18 protein-coding genes are annotated in these 20,130 nt (G+C 58.2%); 9 read left to right on the top strand and 9 right to left on the bottom strand.

What is annotated here, in order from left to right:
- The first annotated feature begins 277 nt into the window (after nt 1-277).
- The 5 genes from miaB to lnt all read left to right on the top strand — a co-directional run bounded on the left by miaB (nt 278) and on the right by lnt (nt 5,815).
- The gene (gene miaB / locus AC13CN_RS00965) at nt 278-1,621 is read left to right on the top strand and encodes a tRNA (N6-isopentenyl adenosine(37)-C2)-methylthiotransferase MiaB (RefSeq protein ID WP_083024099.1); all 1,344 of its coding nucleotides are present in this window, start codon (nt 278-280) and stop codon (nt 1,619-1,621) included.
- Nucleotides 1,622-1,707: 86 nt separating this feature from the next.
- Entirely contained in the window at nt 1,708-2,793 is a 1,086-nt protein-coding gene (locus tag AC13CN_RS00960; protein ID WP_044628234.1) for a PhoH family protein, read from the top strand.
- A 2-nt stretch (nt 2,794-2,795) separates the two neighbouring features.
- Nucleotides 2,796-3,257 carry an rRNA maturation RNase YbeY gene (gene ybeY / locus AC13CN_RS00955; RefSeq protein ID WP_062359162.1) on the top strand — a complete coding sequence of 154 codons (462 nt, stop codon included), beginning with the start codon at nt 2,796-2,798 and terminating at the stop codon, nt 3,255-3,257.
- Nucleotides 3,258-3,424: 167 nt separating this feature from the next.
- Nucleotides 3,425-4,309, top strand: a complete 885-nt coding sequence (locus tag AC13CN_RS00950) for an HlyC/CorC family transporter (RefSeq protein WP_044628236.1) — start codon at nt 3,425-3,427, stop codon at nt 4,307-4,309.
- Between the two features lie 48 nt (nt 4,310-4,357).
- Nucleotides 4,358-5,815 carry an apolipoprotein N-acyltransferase gene (gene lnt, locus AC13CN_RS00945; protein ID WP_483052951.1) on the top strand — a complete coding sequence of 486 codons (1,458 nt, stop codon included), beginning with the start codon at nt 4,358-4,360 and terminating at the stop codon, nt 5,813-5,815.
- A 100-nt stretch (nt 5,816-5,915) separates the two neighbouring features.
- Here the strand turns inward: lnt and phaC are convergent, their stop codons facing one another.
- From phaC to prmB, 5 genes are all read right to left on the bottom strand, one after another.
- Nucleotides 5,916-7,766, bottom strand: a complete 1,851-nt coding sequence (gene phaC / locus AC13CN_RS00940) for a class I poly(R)-hydroxyalkanoic acid synthase (protein WP_483052950.1) — start codon at nt 7,764-7,766, stop codon at nt 5,916-5,918.
- 105 nt (nt 7,767-7,871) lie between these two features.
- Nucleotides 7,872-8,282, bottom strand: a complete 411-nt coding sequence (locus AC13CN_RS00935) for a phasin family protein (protein ID WP_044628239.1) — start codon at nt 8,280-8,282, stop codon at nt 7,872-7,874.
- Between the two features lie 195 nt (nt 8,283-8,477).
- A complete protein-coding gene (locus AC13CN_RS00930; RefSeq protein WP_083024091.1) occupies nt 8,478-8,855 on the bottom strand; it encodes a hypothetical protein in 378 nt (125 codons plus the stop codon).
- 60 nt (nt 8,856-8,915) lie between these two features.
- Nucleotides 8,916-10,007: a chorismate synthase gene (gene aroC, locus AC13CN_RS00925; RefSeq protein WP_044628241.1), complete on the bottom strand. Its 1,092-nt coding sequence runs from the start codon at nt 10,005-10,007 to the stop codon at nt 8,916-8,918.
- A gap of 13 nt (nt 10,008-10,020) precedes the next feature.
- Entirely contained in the window at nt 10,021-10,980 is a 960-nt protein-coding gene (gene prmB, locus AC13CN_RS00920; RefSeq protein WP_058577561.1) for a 50S ribosomal protein L3 N(5)-glutamine methyltransferase, read from the bottom strand.
- 148 nt (nt 10,981-11,128) lie between these two features.
- Here prmB and AC13CN_RS00915 point away from each other — a divergent pair, with 148 nt between their 5' ends.
- The gene (locus AC13CN_RS00915) at nt 11,129-11,692 is read left to right on the top strand and encodes a Smr/MutS family protein (protein WP_058577560.1); all 564 of its coding nucleotides are present in this window, start codon (nt 11,129-11,131) and stop codon (nt 11,690-11,692) included.
- 10 nt (nt 11,693-11,702) lie between these two features.
- Here AC13CN_RS00915 and AC13CN_RS00910 read toward each other — a convergent pair whose 3' ends face one another.
- Complete coding sequence (locus AC13CN_RS00910; protein ID WP_044628244.1) at nt 11,703-12,719, bottom strand: patatin-like phospholipase family protein; 1,017 nt, start codon at nt 12,717-12,719, stop codon at nt 11,703-11,705.
- Nucleotides 12,720-12,780: 61 nt separating this feature from the next.
- The gene (locus tag AC13CN_RS00905) at nt 12,781-13,671 is read right to left on the bottom strand and encodes an alpha/beta fold hydrolase (protein ID WP_483052949.1); all 891 of its coding nucleotides are present in this window, start codon (nt 13,669-13,671) and stop codon (nt 12,781-12,783) included.
- A gap of 348 nt (nt 13,672-14,019) precedes the next feature.
- On the opposite strand from AC13CN_RS00905, the gene AC13CN_RS00900 reads away from it, so the two are divergent.
- Both AC13CN_RS00900 and AC13CN_RS00895 read left to right on the top strand, forming a co-directional pair.
- Nucleotides 14,020-14,478, top strand: a complete 459-nt coding sequence (locus tag AC13CN_RS00900) for a LexA family protein (RefSeq protein ID WP_253027845.1) — start codon at nt 14,020-14,022, stop codon at nt 14,476-14,478.
- A complete protein-coding gene (locus tag AC13CN_RS00895) occupies nt 14,475-15,860 on the top strand; it encodes a Y-family DNA polymerase (protein ID WP_253556864.1) in 1,386 nt (461 codons plus the stop codon). Before AC13CN_RS00900 ends, AC13CN_RS00895 begins: the two co-directional genes overlap by 4 nt.
- Here AC13CN_RS00895 and AC13CN_RS00890 read toward each other — a convergent pair.
- A complete protein-coding gene (locus tag AC13CN_RS00890; RefSeq protein WP_044628247.1) occupies nt 15,783-17,246 on the bottom strand; it encodes a sodium-dependent transporter in 1,464 nt (487 codons plus the stop codon). The genes AC13CN_RS00895 and AC13CN_RS00890 overlap by 78 nt on opposite strands.
- A 63-nt stretch (nt 17,247-17,309) precedes the next feature.
- Entirely contained in the window at nt 17,310-18,536 is a 1,227-nt protein-coding gene (locus AC13CN_RS00885; protein WP_058577557.1) for a YbfB/YjiJ family MFS transporter, read from the bottom strand.
- Between the two features lie 191 nt (nt 18,537-18,727).
- Between AC13CN_RS00885 and AC13CN_RS00880 the strand changes: the two genes are divergently transcribed.
- On the top strand, nt 18,728-19,987 hold the full coding sequence (locus AC13CN_RS00880) for a M20/M25/M40 family metallo-hydrolase (RefSeq protein WP_062359170.1): 1,260 nt from the start codon (nt 18,728-18,730) through the stop codon (nt 19,985-19,987).
- Nucleotides 19,988-20,130 lie beyond the last annotated feature (143 nt).

Raw genomic sequence — 20,130 nt, 5'->3', positions numbered from 1 at the left:
GTTTTCCTTTTGGTTCATGGTGTTAGGGGTAACAACATGATACCGGCGGGAAAGCCCCCGATCTCGTTGATAGCACTGAAATTTTCAACGCTATTCAGGCAGTTACAGCACCACCTGTGGAAAAGTGGGGAGACGCTAGTCGATTACGGGGGAATGCCTAGCCCCTGGTTTCGTGTATCCGTATAATGCAGGCATTCAACGGCCGCACCAATCGCTGCCCAACCGTTATTTCATTCATCCCTCGTCTCCCCCGACGACCCATAGATGACAGGTACCGATGGCGAAGAAGCTCTTCATCAAAACGCACGGCTGCCAAATGAACGAGTACGACTCCTCGCGTATGGCGGACCTACTCGGCGAATCTCACCAGCTGGAGCTAACCGATAACGAGAAGGAAGCAGATGTGATTCTGCTGAACACCTGCTCGATTCGTGAAAAAGCTCAGGATAAGGTCTACCACCAGTTAGGCCGCTGGAAAAAGCTCAAAGACGCCAATCCGGACCTTGTGATTGGCGTGGGCGGCTGCGTGGCCAGCCAAGAAGGTGAAGCGCTGCGTAAACGCGCTCCTTTCGTAGATATGATTTTTGGCCCGCAAACCCTGCACCGGGTGCCAAAGATGCTCGACGCCCGTGCCAATAATCAAATTGCGGCGGTGGATGTCACCTTCCCCGAAATCGAGAAGTTCGACCACCTGCCGCAACCCAAATCTGATGGTGCCACAGCGTTTGTGTCGATCATGGAAGGCTGCTCTAAGTACTGCACCTTCTGCGTGGTGCCCTACACTCGCGGTGAAGAAGTCTCCCGCCCGTTTGAAGCGGTGATGGATGAAGTCATGCACTTAGCCGACCAGGGCGTGCGTGAAATCAACCTGCTGGGCCAGAACGTGAACGCCTACCGAGGCGACAACGAAGACGGCGACGAGATTGACCTTGCCGAGCTAATCGCCTGCATCGCAGCGGTGGATGGCATCGACCGTATTCGCTTCACCACCTCTCACCCGGTGGAGTTTACGGATAGCTTGGTAGACGCCTATGCGGATATTCCTGAGCTGGTAAGCCACCTGCACCTGCCGGTACAGTCTGGCTCTGACCGTATTCTGAGCGCCATGAAGCGCGGCCACACGGCGGAAGAGTACATCGAGAAGATGGAGCGTATCCGCGCTAATCGCCCGGATATCAGTTTCTCCTCTGACTTTATTGTCGGCTTCCCCGGTGAAACAGAAGAGGATTTCGAAGCCACGATGGACCTGATCCACCGTATCGGTTTCGATCACTCGTTCAGCTTTGTTTACTCGGCGCGCCCCGGCACCCCAGCTTCCGGCTTGCCAGACGACACCCCTGAAAGCGTGAAGAAGCAGCGCTTGGCTATTCTGCAGGAGCGCATCCTTCAGCAGGCCGCTCAGATTAGCCGCCGCATGGTGGGCACTACTCAGCGCATTCTGGTTACCGGGTTTTCTCCGAAAGACCCCGGCCAGCTTTCTGGGCGTACCGAGAACAACCGCGTGGTGAACTTCCGCGCTGCCAATCCTACCGAGTTAATCGGCTACTTTGTCGATGTAGAGATCACCGAAGCGCTGCCCAATTCGCTGCGCGCTGAACTCGCCTCTGCCGAGCGTTATTGATCGCTTGCTTATCGTAGGTAATTGCCCCGGCATCGCCGGGGCAGTAAGCTGAGCTTCACACACATCAACTGACGGGTTTCTTACTCTTGAGCCAGCCATCACCTCAGGCCAATCGCATTATCACCCTAAGCCTTGAACCCAATGACCCGCAGCGTCTCGCTAGCCTCTGCGGCCAACAGGACGAGCATCTAAAGCTGATTGAGAGCCGCCTGGATGTGACGTTACGCAACCGTGGCAACGTATTTCAGCTGGCCGGTGCCGCTAACCGTATTAAAGCGGCGGCTAACGTGCTGGAACACCTTTACCGTGAAACCGCCGCCGACGAGCTATCGGCGGATACCGTGCATCTGTTCCTCCAAGAATCCGGGCTTGAAGCCCTGGAAGAGGAAGACGATGGCGAAGGCGGTAGCGATGAAGTCATCATGCGCACGCCGCGCACTATGATTAAGCCACGCGGGCTGAATCAGCAACGCTACGTGCAGAGCATTCGCGAGCACGATATCAACTTCGGCATTGGGCCAGCGGGTACCGGTAAAACCTACCTGGCCGTGGCCGCTGCGGTAGAAGCGCTCAATCAGCAAGAAGTGCGCCGCATTCTGCTGGTGCGCCCAGCGGTAGAGGCCGGTGAGAAACTCGGCTTCTTGCCGGGCGACCTTGCTCAAAAAATCGACCCCTACCTGCGCCCGCTGTACGACGCGCTGTATGAAATGATCGGTTTTGAGCAGGTGGCGAAGCTGATCGAGCGTCAGGTGATCGAGATTGCTCCACTGGCCTATATGCGTGGCCGTACGCTGAACAACTCCTACATCATTCTGGATGAGAGCCAGAACACCACGCCGGAGCAGATGAAAATGTTCCTGACGCGGATTGGTTTTGGTTCCACCGCCGTGATTACCGGGGATATTACCCAGGTCGACTTACCGCGCGGGCAGCGTTCAGGCCTCTCGCAAGTGCTCGACGTGCTCAAAGATACGCCAGGAATCGGCGTGACCCACTTTGCCGCGAAAGATGTGGTGCGCCACCCGCTGGTTCAGCGCATCATTGAGGCTTACGACGAGTTTGAATCCGAGCAGGAAGTTCAAGAGCGCGCCCGCCGCGAAGCACGCCAGCAAGAGCGTGAAGCGCGTATGCAGGCGTTAGAGCGCAATAGCGAACGTTCGGGAGAAGCCTAACGATGAGCGACATCATAATCGACCGGCAAGCGGCGATTGATGAGCCACTGCTACCCTCGCTTGAACAGCTCACCCATTGGGTGGGCTGTGTCTTTTCTCGCCACCCGGATGATGACCGCCTAGAGCTCACCATTCGTTTTGTGGATGAAGAAGAGAGCCAGGCGCTTAATCGCGACTACCGGGAAAAAGATAAGCCCACCAACGTGCTCTCTTTCCCGTTTGAAAACCCACCCGGCATTACCCTGCCGCTGCTGGGCGACCTGATTATTTGCCATGCCGTAGTCGCCCGTGAAGCCGAAGAGCAGCAGAAGCCGCTGGCCCACCACTATGCCCACATGGTCGTACACGGCACCCTGCACCTGATGGGGTACGACCATATCGAAGAGCAGGAAGCCGAAGAGATGGAGCAGCTAGAACGCGAGCTGCTGGCCACCCTTAATATTCCTGATCCTTATCACGTGTAAGCTGCTACCTTGAGCCAAACGTACGTTTAGGGTGGTGTCTGCTGTCACTCAGTGATAAAACGGTCACTTGAAGCGTGGTCACCCATTCGTGACCGCTTCTCCGTACAATATTTTCCGAACTACCTTTTCCGTAACATTCTGTCCGTAACTGAGAGAGATTTGACGCAATGAGCGAAGACCGATCGAGCAACCCCAATCAAAAATCATGGCTCGAGAAACTCTTTGGCGCCCTTTCCGGAGACAATGACGAACCCAGCTCGCGAGACGAGCTGATGACGTTTTTACGCCACACCGCAGGGAAACTGAAGCTGGATCAAGACGCCATCATGATTATTGAGGGCGCGCTTGAGATCAGCGATCAGCAAGTGCGTGAAATCTTGATCCCACGCTCTCAGGTATCGGCGATTACCCTTGACCAAACCCGGGATGACTACCTACCGTTGATCCAAGAGACCGGCCATTCGCGCTACCCGGTGGTGGGCGAAAACCTGGACGACGTAAAGGGCATCCTGCTGGTCAAAGACCTGCTGCCGCTGCTGTCGCAATCGCAAGAGAGCCGCGATGCGTTCAAGCTGGAAGACGTGCTGCGCCCTGCCATGTTTATTCCTGAGTCAAAGCGTTTGAACACGCTGCTCAAAGAGTTCCGCGAAACCCATAACCATATGGCGATCGTGGTGGATGAGTACGGCGGCACAGCGGGCATCATCACCATTGAAGATATTCTTGAGCAGATTGTCGGGGATATCGAAGATGAGCATGATACCGATGAAGAGGACGATATCCGCACGCTGGAGAACGGCCACTTCGCGATTCGCGCCCTCACCCCGATTGAAGATTTCAACGAGCGCTTTGGCACCGAATTCTCTGATGACGAATTCGATACGGTGGGCGGCCTTGTGATGCAGCAGTTTGGACATCTGCCAGGCCGAGGCGAGCACACCAGCTTAGGCGGCTGGCGGTTTGTGATTCTGAACGCCGATAACCGCCGGATACGTCTACTTGAGGCCTATCGCGATAGCGAACCTACGGAAGACGAAAGCCAAGACGACTAGCCTGTCGCCCTCACCTTGCCTACCTCACACTGTTGATAGGATATCGTTATGGGGTTCACACCCACGTTGACGTTTCAGCTGCTAGCCGCCTTAGTGGCTGGCGGCTTTACCACGCTTACCGCTTCCCCGTTTGAGCTTTGGTGGCTTGGCCCTGTGGCCATTGGCCTGCTGTATGTCGGGCTGCATACCTTAAGCCCTGGCCAAGCCGCGTTAAAAGGCTGGCTGTATGGCGTGGCGCTGTTTGCTAGCGGCACCTCATGGGTTTACGTATCGATTCACGACTACGGCTACACCGGTGTGCCGCTCGCGGTCTTTTTAACCGCGCTGTTTGTGAGCGTGCTGGCGCTGTTCTTTGCGGGCACGTTCTGGCTCTACCGCCGCTTCATCGGCCCCCGCTGGGCGCTGCTCACCTTTGCTGGTGCGTGGGTGCTGGGCGAGGTGCTGCGCACTTACTTGTTCACCGGCTTTCCCTGGCTGTTGGTGGGGTCCAGCTACGTGGATTCTCCGCTGGCCAGTTGGGCACCCGTTGGAGGTGTGTACTTACTCTCGCTGCTGGTGGTGCTTACCGGCACGTTAGGGGCGGAACTGCTGCGCCGCCAGTGGTGGGCAGCGCTACCGCTGGCCGCTATCTGGCTAGCTCCTGTCGTACTGCCAAGCCAGTGGACAACGCCGGTAAGCGAACCCACTCGCGTCGCGCTGCTGCAGGGCAACCTGCCCCAGCTGTTAAAATGGACGCCTGAAGGCCAGCGCACCGCTGCGAATATTTACAGCGACTTAACCCGCGAAGTGGCGGATGAAGCGGATCTGATCTTATGGCCTGAAACCGCGCTACCTATGATTGACAACCAGGCGCGCCCGGTGCTGGAGCGCGTGCAGGCCAACCTGCCGCCAGAAGCCGCCCTGTTGACCGGCATCGTTCAGCTAGATGAGAATAACCGCTACTTTAACAGCGTGATTGGCGTAGGCGACGTGGAAGGCAGCTACCAGAAAGAGCACCTGGTGCCGTTTGGGGAGTACCTGCCGCTAGAGAGCCTGCTGCGCGGGACCATCGACTTCTTTGACCTGCCGATGTCCAGCTTTAGCAAAGGTGCATCGGAGCAGGTGCCGATGCAAGCAGCAGGAGTGGCGATCGGTAACGCCATTTGCTACGAAATCATCTACCCACAGCTCGTCGCACAGCGGGCCGCCGATAGCGGCGTGATCGTGACGGTTTCCAACGACACTTGGTTTGGTGCCTCCATTGGCCCGCACCAGCACCTGCAAATGGCCCGCCTGCGTGCGCTGGAAAATGGCCGCTACGTAGTTCGCGCTACCAGCAACGGCATCACCGCCATTATTAACCCTCGTGGCGAACTGGTAGACCGCGCCCCACAGTTTGAAACCACCTACCTCACGGGCGAGTTCTACGCCATGGAAGGGCTCACCCCGTTTACCCGCATGGGCAGCCTGCCCATCTGGCTACTCGCTGGGCTGTTCCTGCTGCCGGGGTTTGTGCGTCGGCGTTGATGTCAACAGCACCTCGGCCATGAAAAAGCCCCCTGCCACATTCGTGGCAGGGGGCTTCGTTTTAGGCGGCTTCTTAAAAAGCCGTCTGCTAAGCGCCGGATTAAGTGCTGCTGGGGATTTCCCCTAGCACCTCGGGAATCGTCATCCGCACATAGCGGCCCGGCGCGGGTTCGATCACTGTTAGCCCCCCTTCCCCAGGCTGGCGGGCAGGTACCATTTTCTTCGGGTCTGTATCCACGTAGCCGTTGTCGGTCATCCACGCTTGCCAATGGGGCCACCAGGAGCCTTCGTTAAACGTGGCGCCTTCCATCCACTCCTCGTGGGTCTCGGGCAGCGTGTCGTTGGTCCAGTAGCCGTACTTGTTTTTATGGGGCGGGTTCACGATACCGGCAATATGCCCAGAGCCGCCCAGCACGAAGGTTACCGGGCCTTTGGGTAGCAGCGCACCGTAGTAGGTACTGTTCCACTTGGCGATATGGTCTTCTTTGGTGGAGACAAAGTAGCTGGGGGTTGAGACTTTGCGCAGGTCGATTTTGACCCCGTCTAGCTCGATACCAGCGGGCTCTACCAAGCGGTTTTCCAGATACATATGGCGCAGGTACCAAGCGTGGGTGCCTGCCGTCAGGTTGGTGCCATCAGTATTCCAGTAGAGCAAATCGAAGGCGGCGGGAGTCTCGCCCTTCAGGTAGTTATTGATATAGAACGACCAGAACAGATCATTTTCCCGCAGCAGGTTGAAGGTGTAGGCCATGGAGCGGCCATCCAGGTAGCCCTTCATCTGCATGGTTTGCTCAATACCCTGCACCACGCGCTCGTTCAGGAACACGCCGATATCGCCCGGATCGCGGAAGTCCTGCAGCGTGGCCATGTAAGTGACCGACTTCACCTTGCGGCCACGGCGCGTGCTGGTGAGATACGCCACGGTGGAGGCGGTCAGCGTGCCGCCTACGCAGTAGCTCAGCAGGTTGACTGACTTCTCGCCGCAGGCCTGCTCAATCGCTTCCATCGCACTGATGGGGCCCATCTGCATATAGTCGGCCCAGGTAATATCGCGCTGTTCGGGGCCAGGGTTACGCCAGGAGATCAGAAATACCGTGTGGCCTTGATCCACCAACCACTTCACCAGCGAGTTATCTTGCCGCAGGTCCAGAATGTAGTACTTATTGATCCAGGGCGGCACAATCAGCAGCGGTGTTTTAAAGGTGTTTTCGGTGGTTGGCGTGTACTGAATCAGCTGAATCAGCTCGTTTTCATACACCACAGAGCCAGGCGTTACCGCAATGTTCTCGCCCACGCCAAAGGCGCTGCGGTCGGTCATGCGTACGTTGATGCCTTCCGCTGAGTTGGCTAAATCTTCCCGTAGCCGAGTGAGGCCATCGACGAGATTCTGCCCCTTGGTTTCCAGGGTGCGGCGCATCACTTCTGGGTTGGTGGAGACGAAGTTGGTAGGCGACATCGCATTCACCAACTGGCGCGCGTAGAACGTTAAGTTGCGCTTGAGGGTAGGGTCTACATCCAGGTCGTTAATCAGCTCTTCGACCACCTGCGAAAACAGCAAATACTGCTGCATGATCGCCATGTAGTAGGGGTCTGTAGTCCAGGCCTCATCTTTAAAACGGCGGTCGTTCTTGGGCGGCGTTACTAGGGGGGCCACCTGCTCACCGGCCATGGTGCGTACACCCTGCTGCCACAGCAACCACTGGTCTTGCATCAAGCGCGACTGGGTTTGCCACAGCAAATTCGGGTTACTCATCAGCGAACGAGCAGCGGCTTCAAAGCTTTCGCGCATGTCGCTATAAACGGAGTCAGCGGCTTCGCTGGGCGCCATACGTGACAGCAGGTCCTCTAGCAGACCTTTGTACTGTTCACTTATGTCGTCAAGCTGTGCCTTCCATGCCTCCATATCTTGCTGGGACAACGGTTGAGACGGCATTTTCCACCCTGACTGCATACGACTTTCCCCCTCACCAACTGAGCAATGGTTGCCCTGGCAACACGCTTAAGAACGCTGTAAAAGACCGCGGCGCCTCAAAGGCGCCGCGGACACTACTGACGATTAGCTTTTACGAGACGACTGGCTTGAGGCCTTCGCGGGCTGTTCACCCTTGGCGGTAGCGCTCACTTGTTCGCTCATTTTTTGTCCGGCTTCGCTAAACAGCTTTTCCATTTCAGATTTGAACTGCAGGCTCATCTCGCTCATCACCCGCGCGTCTTCCTGCATCTGCTGAGAAAGCTCGTTCATCATTTCCGCTTGCTTGGTACCGAAATCGCGCAGGCTCTCGGCATCATTAATTTCTGTCGCGCTGCGGATGCGCTCGGTGCCCATCTGGCTGTAGCGTTTCATCGCTTCCAGCTGGTACTGGGTCATTTTTTCCATGTTATTGAGCATCAGCGAGTTCATCTTGCGCATCGGCTCAAACATCTGGCGAGTTTGGGCGTTAAAGGCGTCCATCATTTTGTCTTGCATTGTGGTTGCTCCTGTCTCTCATTCCTTGGCATGAGCCTGGAGTGGCTCATCACATCGCAAATTGCTGCACTGCAAAAAGAGTAATGCTTAGCATGCTGCTTTGCAACAAGGAGCTTCCTGCGGCCCCTCTGCATACCCTACAGCCGCCTCTGACTCAGCCTCACAGTGCCACGTATTTGATAGCGCCTTTATCGCCTACTCTTTGGCGCGAGAGCGAGAAGAGGCCGTGGCTTTCGCCTTGGTACTTTTCTCGTTTGCCGCTGACGATGGTTCGCTATCTTGGGTGCCGTTACTGGCACCACCCGTATGGGCACTACCGGCCTGACGCAGCATATCCAGCATCATTTGCTGATAGGTGCCAAAGTTAGCCAGCCCCTGTGAAAGCCCCTGCTGCATCATGGGTTGCTGCAGGAAAGGGCGCATTAAGCTCATGGGGTCATAACCTTCTACCCCTGATTCCATCTGCCGCTGAATATTATCCAGCAGGCTCTGCTGGAACGCCTCTACATCCGGCAACCCTAGCGACTGCCGAAACTCATCCGGCGTCAGGTCAAACTCAACGTTAATTTTCATAGGCGACTCCTTAACCGTCTTCCTTGAGTGTAGCAGCGAACCACTCAGCACACCTTGGCGTTATCGCTGACCTAATCGCGGTGTATCAACGCTAACATCAGCGTTTTGGCCCCGGTGGCGCAGCCAATGATCCAACAGCGTAATCGCCATCATGGCTTCGGCAATGGGCGTCGCTCGAATGCCCACACAAGGGTCGTGACGCCCTTTGGTAATCACTTCGACTGGTTCACCATGGACATCAATGGAGCGGCCCGGCGTGGTAATGCTGGAGGTAGGTTTCAGTGCCAACCGAGCCACAATGGGCTGCCCGCTGGAAATACCACCCAGCACGCCGCCCGCGTGGTTGGAGAGAAAGCCTTCCGGTGTCATCTCGTCGCGGTGTTCGCTGCCGCGCTGAGCAATACAGCCAAAGCCCGCGCCAATCTCGATCCCTTTTACCGCATTAATGCTCATCAAACCGTGCGCTAGGTCAGCATCCAGACGGTCGAAGACTGGCTCGCCCAGGCCCACGGGTACGCCATCGGCAATTACGGTAATTTCCGCGCCCACGGAGTCTTGGTCCCGTCGCAGTTGATCCATGTAGCTTTCCAGCTCGGCTACTTTATCGGGGTCGGGGCAGAAGAAGGCGTTCTGGTCGACGGCTTCCCAGGTTTTGAAGTCGATCTTGATCGGGCCAAGCTGGCTCATATAGCCGCGAATTTGAATGCCCTGTGCCGCCAGCACCTTTTTGGCAATGGCACCCGCCGCCACGCGCATGGCGGTTTCGCGGGCGCTGGAACGGCCGCCCCCCCGGTAGTCCCGGTGGCCATACTTGTGGTGGTAGGTGTAGTCCGCGTGGGCAGGACGGAACTGGTCTTTGATCTTGGAGTAATCTTTCGAGCGCTGGTCGGTATTCTCAATCAATAAGCCAATCGAGGTACCGGTGGTTTTGCCTTCAAACACGCCGGAAAGAATGCGCACCTGATCCGGCTCTTTGCGCTGGGTGGTATGGCGCGAGCTGCCGGGGCGGCGACGGTCTAAATCGCCCTGCAGGTCCTCTTCGCTAATCGCAATGCCAGGAGGGCAACCATCCACAATGGCCCCTAATGCGGGGCCGTGGCTTTCGCCAAAAGTGGTGACGGTAAACAGTTTGCCAAACGTATTGCCAGACATGGGCGTTAATTCCTCACGCAAAAGACGCCGCATGGGCGTCGAGTTCAGCGGCGTTCAGGGCAAACACGCCCTGGCCGCCACGCTCGAATTCAAGCCAGATAAAGGGCACCTCGGGGAAGGCAGCCTCCACATGGCGGTCAGAGTTGCCAACTTCAACAATCAGCCAGCCCTCTGAAGTTAGGTGCTCGCGGGCCTCGCGCAGAATACGCCGCACGATATCAAGACCGTCGCTGCCCGCGCCCAGCGCCAGGGCTGGCTCATGGCGAAATTCGGCGGGCATCGTGGCTAAGTCGCGCTCATCCACATAGGGCGGGTTGGAAACGATCAGGTCAAAGCGCTGCCCTTCCAGGCCGTCGAACACGTCCGATTCCACGGCGCGCACGCGGTCGCCGACATCGTGGCGGGTAATATTTTGCCGTGCCACGGCCAAGGCATCCTGGCTGATATCCGCCAGGGCCACTTCGCAGGTCGGCAGCACCAGCGCCGTGGCGATGCCAATGCAGCCGGAGCCGGTGCATAAATCCAGCACGCGGGCGGGTGGTTCTTCTGGAAACCAGGCCGCAAAGCCATCTTCGATCAGCTCGGCAATCGGCGAGCGGGGAATCAGCACGCGCTCATCCACGTTAAACGGGTAGCCTGCAAAGAAGGCCTCTCCCAGTAGATAAGGCAACGGGCGGCGCGTGGTGACACGCTCCCGGGCTAAGCGAATAATCCGCTCGCGCTCAACTGGCAGCAGCCGCGCATCCAGCACGGCGGGGTCGACGTTCCAAGGCAGGTGCAGCGCGCCTAAGCAGAGCGCGACCGCCTCATCCCAGGGTGACTGCGTGCCGTGCCCATAGTGCAACCCCGCCAGATAGAATTCGCTGGATACCCAGCGCAAATAGTCCCGCAGTGTGTAAAGATCGCTTATCAGCGCCGTATCAGGCAGTGATAGCGTTGAGGGGGAGGACTCATCAGAGAGGTGCGTGGTCACAAGGGCTCCTGGCGTCAAAAGTTCGTTGGGGGATTGTACCTTTGACGCTGCCCGGTTCACAGCAGCGCCAAGCTCGCTATACTGTCTCGCCTTAGCGTTTTTTATCTACCGCCCCTTTTTTCACCACTTTAGTTGATTCGAGCCGACCATGACGCGACACCTGCCCAACGATGACGATATCAGTGCCTTTCGCCAAGCGCTGCAGGCGGCAGGCGTACGCCGTATTGCCACCAACCAAGCCGACCCCGGTAAGCCCAAACGCCAGTCAGACGCCAGCGAAGCGCGCCGCCGAGCGGCGGTAGAGAGCAATACACTGCAAACCAGCGGGCGCACGTCTGATGGTCGGGTGGAAGCCGTACGGCCATCAGAGTATTTAGAGTTCAGCGTGCCCGACCTGCCCTGGCGCACGTTTAGCCAGTTGAAGCGCGGCCAATTGGCCTGGCAGGCAGGGCTAGACCTTCACGGCTATACCCTGGAAGAGGCGCGGTTAGAGCTAGAGAGCTTTCTTCGCGATGCCGCAGGCCAAGGGCTGCGCTGTGTGCTGGTGGTGCATGGCAAAGCCTGGGGCACCACCTCTGATTTCCCGGTACTGAAAAGCCATACCAATGCGTGGCTGCGCGAGTGGCCCGGCGTGCTGGCGTTCTGCTCTGCCACGGATATCGATGGCGGCACCGGGGCGATGTATATTTTGCTGCGCAAACGCGGGCAGTAATTCATGTTGTTTATTTAGTAGCGTCAGAGGCAATGCTAGGCATGCGCCGCTCCAAGGCTTCATCGGCCAAGTGGCGGCCTAAGCGGATGAGCTCCTTCGCCCGGTGAAACTCGTAGGTGCTGCATACCGTTTTAGGAATTTCGATCAGCACGTCCGGTGGGTAGCCGGCTACCTTATATTTCGCCAGCGCTGCCTGGGTAATATCAAACGATTCCAGAATCATATCCAGCTTGCCCCACTCGCGCTTGCCGCGCAGGTCTACTGTTTCATCGTCGTCGCTCTCTTCACTGCTGCCGCCTAGGCCACCCCATAGCCGCCGCGTGGTCGCGCGCACCTCCTCCATCCAGCCGCCAATATTGGCGTCGCGGTCCCGCTCCAGGGCGGTGCGGCTGTCGCTACTCTCTTCTTGTGGCAGCAGCTCCTCCAGCGTGACCGACTGCGGGCTGTGAGCGGTGACGTTCACCGCCACCACGAAATCCGCCTCATGGGCAGCCAACACTGGCATCATTGGCAGCGGGTTGAGTAACCCGCCATCCACCAGTACCTGTTCGCCAATGTGCACGGGGGTAATCACCCCTGGCACCGCAATCGAGGCGCGAATGGCGCGTAGCAGCGGGCCGTTTTGAAACCATACTTCCCGCTGGCGCACGAGGTCGGTGGCCACGGTGGTCACTGGAATGGGCAGGTCTTCAATCAGCCGGTCGCCCACTAGCTCCTCCAGCTTGCTCATCACTTTGTTGGCACGCATCGCCCCCATGGGGCTCCAGGTCACATCGACCAGCTTGAGCACGTCCAAGTAATCAAGGTTACACACCCACTCCCGGTACTCCGGCAGCTTGGCCGAGGCGTAAATGCCGCCGATCAGCGCTCCCATGGAGCATCCGGCAATCGAAATAATCTCGAAACCACGCGCCTCCAGCGCTTCAATCACGCCAATATGCGCATAGCCCCTAGCACCGCCGCTACCGAGCACCAGCGCTACTTTATTGCCACCGCCCGGCGTCCTCCCCGTTAATTGGCTGACCACGTTCTGCCCCTCCTTTGTGGCATGGCGTCTCATACGCACGCGCTTTTCTTTTGATGCGACGTTAACTGGCCGTGCAGCCTTCTAAGCAAATCACCTCGGCCACACGCTCAACGGCCTGTGGTTCCAAATGCAGATGGTGGCCACCTGCCAGCACGTGCCGGGTGAGTCGCGGCACCGCCTGCCTTGCTTGGGCTGCCCAGGCGCGCTCGCCTAAAATACCGCGCTCACCTTCTATCAATAGCACCGGCGCCTGGATTTCGGCCAAAACGGCCAGCACCTGCTGCGGCGTAAAGCGCACCAGCGAGGGCTTTAGCAGGCGGCTATCAGTGCGCATTTGTACTTTGCCATCGGCGGTGGCCTGGGTGTTGCGCTCGACCAGCGGCGTGGCGGTGATGCTATCTAGTGGCGTGACGCCCCCCGCCACACGCGCCGCCACGGCGCTCTCAATATCCGGGTAACGAGGCGCGCGGGAAGGCGGGCGCCGATGAGCGATTAAGCCTTTGCGCAGTTGGCTGGGCGTCTCTTGTGCCGGTGTATTCAGCGCACCTAACCCGTCAATCAGAATTAACCGGGCGACTTTTTCCGGTAACGACGCCGCCAGCAGGCAAGAAACGGCCGCCCCCATGGAGTGGGCAAGCAGCGTGGCTTGTTCAATGCCGAGCGTTTCCATGGCATCCAGCACGTCGTGGGTGTAATCCCAGAGCGCGTAGTCGCTGCCAGCGGGGGCATGAGCGGAGTGCCCGTGGCCTCGAAAATCGATCGCCACGATGCGAATGCCCAGCGCGCTCACCAAGCGTGGGGCCAAGCGTGTAAAGCTGGCGGCGTTATCCAGCCAACCATGCAGCGCCAGCCAGGTGGGTGCGTCGTACTGCCCCCAGCTCAATGCCGCCAACCGCCCACCGGCCAACGAAAGCGGCTGAGGCGCCGCGCCTACTCGGGAAGCGTCGTTCATAAAAGTGGGTCTCACTGCGAAAATCTGGCGCGTCAGGTGACGCTCGTAAATGTGAACATTACGATGCACATAGTATGGTGCAAACGTTACCATGCTCGACGCAGCGCTTGTGCTGCTTTTACACGGCCATGGGCCACGACGCTGTTCATTTTTGATGGAGATTGCCATGAAACCTCGCCGCGATACCCGCGCCCGTAACCTTGTGTTCTTTATTACTGTCGTGAGCGCCCTAGTCGTGGGGCTATGGTTAGCCCGCTGAGGGCAGTGCTTGCAATTTCTCCCCCATGAATAAATACTGTTTAAATATACTGTACATAAACACACTATTTATTCATGAGGATGCCGACGATGCCGTCTCAACCCATCCATCTTGCAACAACCGTGGTTGCGACAGCCTTGCCGTTAACTTCTCAGCCGCTGCCTTTTCCTCTGCTCACAGGCCGTGCAGGCTTTAGCGGCTTTCCCTCTCCTGCCCAAGATTACGAGCCGCGCACTCTCGACCTCAATGCGCGGCTGATCAAGCACCCTACCCAAACGTTTTACCTCTCCGCGACAGGGGACAGCATGGAGGGTTGGGGCATCTTTGACGGTGATTTACTGGTCGTCGACCGCAGCGTCACGCCGCGCCTAGGGCATATTTTGGTCGCCATGCTGGATGAAGAAGTGCTGATCAAACGCTATGCGCTGCATCGCGGCACGCCGCACCTCTGCTCGGCCCACCCCCACTATCCGCCGCTGCCCCTGGAAGGTACCGACTGCCAGCTATGGGGCGTGGTGCGCGCGGTGATTCACGAGTATCTGCCATGATCGGGCTGGTGGATGCCAATAATTTTTACGTTTCCTGTGAGCGGGTGTTCAATCCGACGTTGGAAGGCAAACCCGTTGGTGTGATGTCGAATAACGACGGCTGCGTGATTGCCCGCTCAGCAGAGATGAAAGCCATGGAGATCTCCATGGGCACGCCCGCATACCAGTTAGAGGGGCTACGCCGCCGCGGGGTAATCCACCTGCTCTCTTCTAACTACGAGCTGTACGGCGATATGTCAGCGAGGCTTGCCCAGCTGCTGCGCGATACGTGCCCCGAAGTGGCCCCCTACTCGATTGATGAGATGTTTATTTATCTGGATGGCCTCAGTGACACCCAGTGCCAAGCGCTGGGCACAGCACTGCGCCGCCGCATTCGTCGCTATTTGGGGCTTCCGGTGTGTATCGGGCTGGCCCCTACGCATACACTGGCGAAGCTCGCCAATCACCTAGCCAAAAAACAGCCTCACTACGCAGGAGTGTGTTTACTCCACGGTGAAAGCGCTACCACCCAAGCAGTGCTGAAACAGCTGCCGGTAAGCGATGTGTGGGGAGTAGGCAGGCGTCTTGCCGAACGACTAGCGGTCAGCGGCATTCGTACCGCCTGGGATTTGCGGGAGCACGACCCCAAACGGCTACGCAAACGCTTCTCGGTGGTTCTAGCCCGCACCGCCTTAGAGCTGCGCGGTACGCCCTGCCTAGAGTTGAATGCCGTTGAGCAACCCCGCCAGCGTATCATGACCTCACGCTCGTTTGGTAAAACCACCGGCGTAAAAGAGGAGCTTCACGCGGCGCTGCGCCGCCACGCCCAGCGCAGTGCCGAAAAATTGCGCCAGCAGGGCAGCCTGGCCCGCGCGGTGATGCTGTTCTTGAATACCAACCGCCACCGCAAAGATCAACCGCAGCGCTCGCCCAGCGCGATGATTCCACTCGACGCACCTACCGACGATACCCGTATCCTCTTGGAGGCCGTTCGCGAAGGGCTCGACCAGATGTACCTGCCCGGCTTTCAGTTCATGAAAGCGGGCGTGATGCTGCTGGATTTGGTGGATGCGCAGCAGTATCAACTCTCGCTGCTACAGCCTGCCGCCAAAGCACACCCGCACTTGATGAAGGCGGTAGACGAGATTAATCAGAAGATGGGGCAAGGCACGCTGCGCTTTGGGATGACTGACGCCGACGCGCCTTGGCAGCTGCGCTGTGAGCACCGCTCAAGACGCTACACCACTTGTTGGGATGAGTTAATGGAGGCAGGCACTCACCCTGGCGCGATTGCCGCCGCCAGGGTGAAGCGTGAACAGCAGCGCTTAGCGGGCGGAAAGCGCTTGGCGAAGGCGCGGGCTAATGGCTTCGCCCACCACTGCCACCAGGACCAGCAGCGCTAGCAGCACCGGCCAGTGGGCAGCAAAAGAAACTTGGTACAGGCCAAGGGCATCGACAAAAATCACCAAAATACCCAGCGGACTCACGTAGCGCACCATGGCCAGCCACAGCGTATAGGGCAGCGGCGCCAGCCCCAGCTCGTCGCGGAAGGTTTCGCTTTTCAGCACAAAACCGGCCAGTAGTACCATGCCCAGGCCACCCAGCGGCATCATCCAACGGGAGGTGAGGTAGTCCAGCCAATCAAAGAAGTTCTTGCCTGCCAGCGTCCAATCAGCGCCCAGGTTGAACGACAGCATCGCCAGCGTGCTGATCAGCCACAGCACAATACCGGTGGCCCACGAGGCGGATTTACGGCTCATGCCTTTGTTATCGCACAACCAAGAGACCGTTGCTTCCACCATGGAAATTGAGGAGGTTAGTGCGGCCATGGAGAGCATTAAGAAGAACAGCGCTCCGAACAGCGTGCCCAGCGGCATCGCCTGGAACGCTAACGGCAGGCTCATAAACAGTAACCCTGGGCCTTCACCGGGGTCCATGCCGTTGGCAAAAATCACTGGAAAAATTGCTAACCCTGCCATCAGTGCTACCACGGTATCCGCCACGGCCACGCTCAGCGTCGTGCGGCCAATGGAGGCATCTTTAGGCAGATAGCTGCCGTAAGTCAGGATGGCACCCGACGCCAATGAGAGCGTAAAGAAAGCGTGGCCCAAGGCCGCCAACATCCCTTCACTAGAGAGGCTGCCCGCCTTAAACGAGAACAGGAAATCAACCGCGTCGCCGAAACCGCCGGAAAACATGCCGAATCCAATCAGCAACACCAGCATGAGCACCAGCCCCGGCATCATCCAGCTAACGCTTTTCTCGATGCCTTCCTGAACGCCTTTACCGACAATGATCATGGTCAGCAGCGTGACCAGGGTACTCCAGCCACCCAGCGTGATGGGGTTAGCGTTATTGGCACCAAACACGGCCGCCATCTCGTCCACACTGGTGCCCGCCAAGCCGCCGGTGAGCATTTTCCATAAATAGGAGAAGGACCAGCCGGCCACCACGACGTAAAACGATAGCACCATAAAGCCACACAGCATGGCCATCCAGCCAATCAGCGACCACATAGAGGAGCGGCCAGACTCATTCACTACACGGCGAATAGCATCAATGGGGCTACCACGCCCCCGGCGACCAAACGCAATTTCGGTCATCATTACCGGTACGCCCACCGCTAAGATGCACGCTAAATAGACCAGTACGAAGGCACCGCCGCCATACTCCCCAGTGATATAAGGGAATTTCCAAATATTGCCTAGCCCCACCGCCGAACCGGTGGCTGCCAACATAAAGCCCCAGCGGCCCAGCCACTGAATGCGAGGTTGCCCAGAAGACGCCATGACCTTCCACCCTGTCAGAAAAAAGCGCCTATCCTAGTGGATTTTGCTGCGAAAGCCCACGTATCACGGCGTGGCATAGCTTGCTTTTGCCTCGGCATCTAGCCGCTGGGCGGTTTGATCCACTCTGCGCAACCACGCCAACAGCAGCGCTCCGGCCCCTACAAAGCCACCAGCCAGCCATAGGCCCACATAATAATGACCAGAGGCTTCCGCGAGCATGCCGGTGAGCGCAGGGGCCACAATCTGCGCTGCGCCGTAGGCCAACGTCATTTGCCCCATCAAGCGAGCGGGGCTGGCGGGGTACAGCCTACCCGCCATGGTCAGCACTAAACTGACGCAGCCCAGGAACGTGCCGCCGTAGAGCACTGCGCTAATCAATACGCCCGGCAGCGTTGGGCTGATCGCAGGCAGCACAATGCCGACTACCTGCACCAGCATGGCCACAATTAGCGCGCCTAAGTAACCAATCCGCCGCGCGATTAAATCCCACAGCATCACGGCGGGTGCTGCGGCCAACCCCACCAACGCAAAGGCCCAGTTCCCGGCCCCGGCCAGCAGCGGTTCGCGCTCCACAATCGCGACCAAAAACGTTGCGCTGATCACATAGCCATAGCCCGCACAAAAGTAGGCGGGCAGCATAAGACGCATAAAGGTGCGGCTAGGCGGCGTTGCAGGTGCTTGATGACTGGCAGCGCTGCCTACCACCGGTTTTACCGGGCGCGGTAACCAGCGCCAGGCAGGCACCAGCAGCACCGCCCCCAACGCGCTAAAGCCCCACCACTGGGCTTGCCAGTTCATTGCCAGCGCCAGCATCAATTCTACGGCTAAAGCCGCCACCACAATGCCAATGCCGACACCTGCAAAGTGGATGCCCAGCTCGCCCCGCTGACGGTGCTGAATCAGCCAGTGCAAAATCAGCCCTGACGCCAACAGCATCGAGCCACTGCTGGAAAGCCCCGCCAAAAAGCGCAGCCCCGCCCATACCCAAAAGTGTTCGGTCAGCGCCATACCGGCGGTGGTTAATACGGCCAGCACTAAGCCAATGCGAAACAGCGTGTCTTTGAGATAAATCGTGCGAATAGAGGCCGCGAGCACCGCCCCCAGCATATAGCCTGCGTAGTTGAGCGCCGCCAGCCAGCCGCCGTCGGCGTCGCTAACCCAGCTCTGTTGCTGCATCACCGGCAGTAGCGGCGTATAGGCAAACCGCGCAATGCCGATACATAAAATTTGGCTAAATACCCCCGCCAACAGCACTTTAAAGCGCTGGGCCTGAACGCTTGCAGTAGGCATGGACACTCCCTCGTCGTGACTATTTTTGTTGTGGTAGTGTGGCTTCAATGGATAGCCAGCTATCTTCCATCATACGCGGAAACCAGCGCCGTACTATCGGCTAAACGTGGCATGTGGAAGCAGCGCATTAGTGCTCGGAATCTGGCAGACTAACTCTCACGTTTCACCACCGTCATAAGCGAGTAAGCACGATGAGCGATACTGCAAAACCCTGGACGCAACCGATGCCCGACGCGCAGTTCAAACTGATGCGCGATATTTTGGCGGCCCCCAGCCCTGTTGGCCTGGAAGGCGCGATGACCTACGGCGTGCTGAAGCCCTACTTCGAGAGCTTCGCTCCCAGCGACTGGCATTTGCACCAGTTTAAAGGCAATGCGGGCGTGGTGCTGGATACCCACCCAGGCCGCGATGATATGTTCAAGCTGATGATCATCGGCCATGCGGACAAAATCCGCATGCAGGTTCGCTCGATTGGTGAAGATGGCAAGATTTGGATCAACACCGACTCCTTCCTGCCCGGCGTATTGATCGGCCATGAAGTCACGCTGTTCAGCGAAGACCCGGAAGCCCCCGGCAGCTACCGCAGCATTAAAGGCGGCACGGTGGAAGCGCTGGGTGCTATCCACTTTTCTGACCCCGCCCAGCGCGATGGCAGCAAAGGCATTAAGAAAGAGCAGATCTATCTCGATCTGCAGATTCACGGCGAGAACAAGAAGCAGCAGGTGCTGAACCTGGGCGTGCGGCCGGGCGATTCGATTATCTTCAACCGCCCCATTCGCCCTGGCTTTAGCCCGAACACCTTCTACGGCGCGTATCTGGATAACGGCCTGGGATGCTTTGTGACGGCGGAAGTCGCACGCTTGATCGCCGAAGCAGGCGGTACCGAAAAAGTGCGGGTGATGTTTGCCATTGCCAGCTACGAAGAGATTGGCCGCTTCGGCAGCCGCGTGCTGGCCGGCGAACTCAAGCCCGATGCGCTGATTGGCGTGGATGTAAATCACGACTACGTCGCCGCCCCTGGCATTGGCGACAAGCGCATGCAATCGCTGGAGATGGGCAAAGGCTTTACGCTGTCGGTGGGTTCTATTGCCAGCGAGCAGCTCAACCGCATCATCGCCAGCGCCGCGAAAACGCAGGACATCCCCATGCAGCGAGACATTGTGGGTGTAGATACCGGCACCGACGGCATGGCGGGCGTGCTGGCCTCCATCGACAGCGCAGCAACCTCCATGGGTTTCCCGATCCGCAACATGCACACCATTTCGGAAACCGGCAATACTCAGGACGTGCTGGCCGCTATTCATGCGCTGCACCACACCATTCAAGCGCTGGATGCCGTGCCGGATCTCAAACGGGAGTTCTTGGATAACCACCCCCGTTTAGACCAAGCCAGCCCACTTGCCCACCAAGGCAGCACCAAGCCCGAAAGCGACGAAGAAGCCTCCGCTTAAACGGATCGAGTAGGAGGGGGAGTCGCCTCCCCCGTCCTCTCACACCACCGGGCAAACGGATCCGTACCACGGCGGTTCCTGTCCCCCATTATCGGGCTGAGCTTCGTTCCGCTGAATTCGCTCGCCTGTGTGCTCTGAGCGCT

The organism is Vreelandella sp. L-25 (assembly GCF_056857535.1).
The sequence above is the reverse complement of the archived record's forward strand: the minus strand, read 5'-3'. Positions and strand labels throughout refer to the sequence as shown.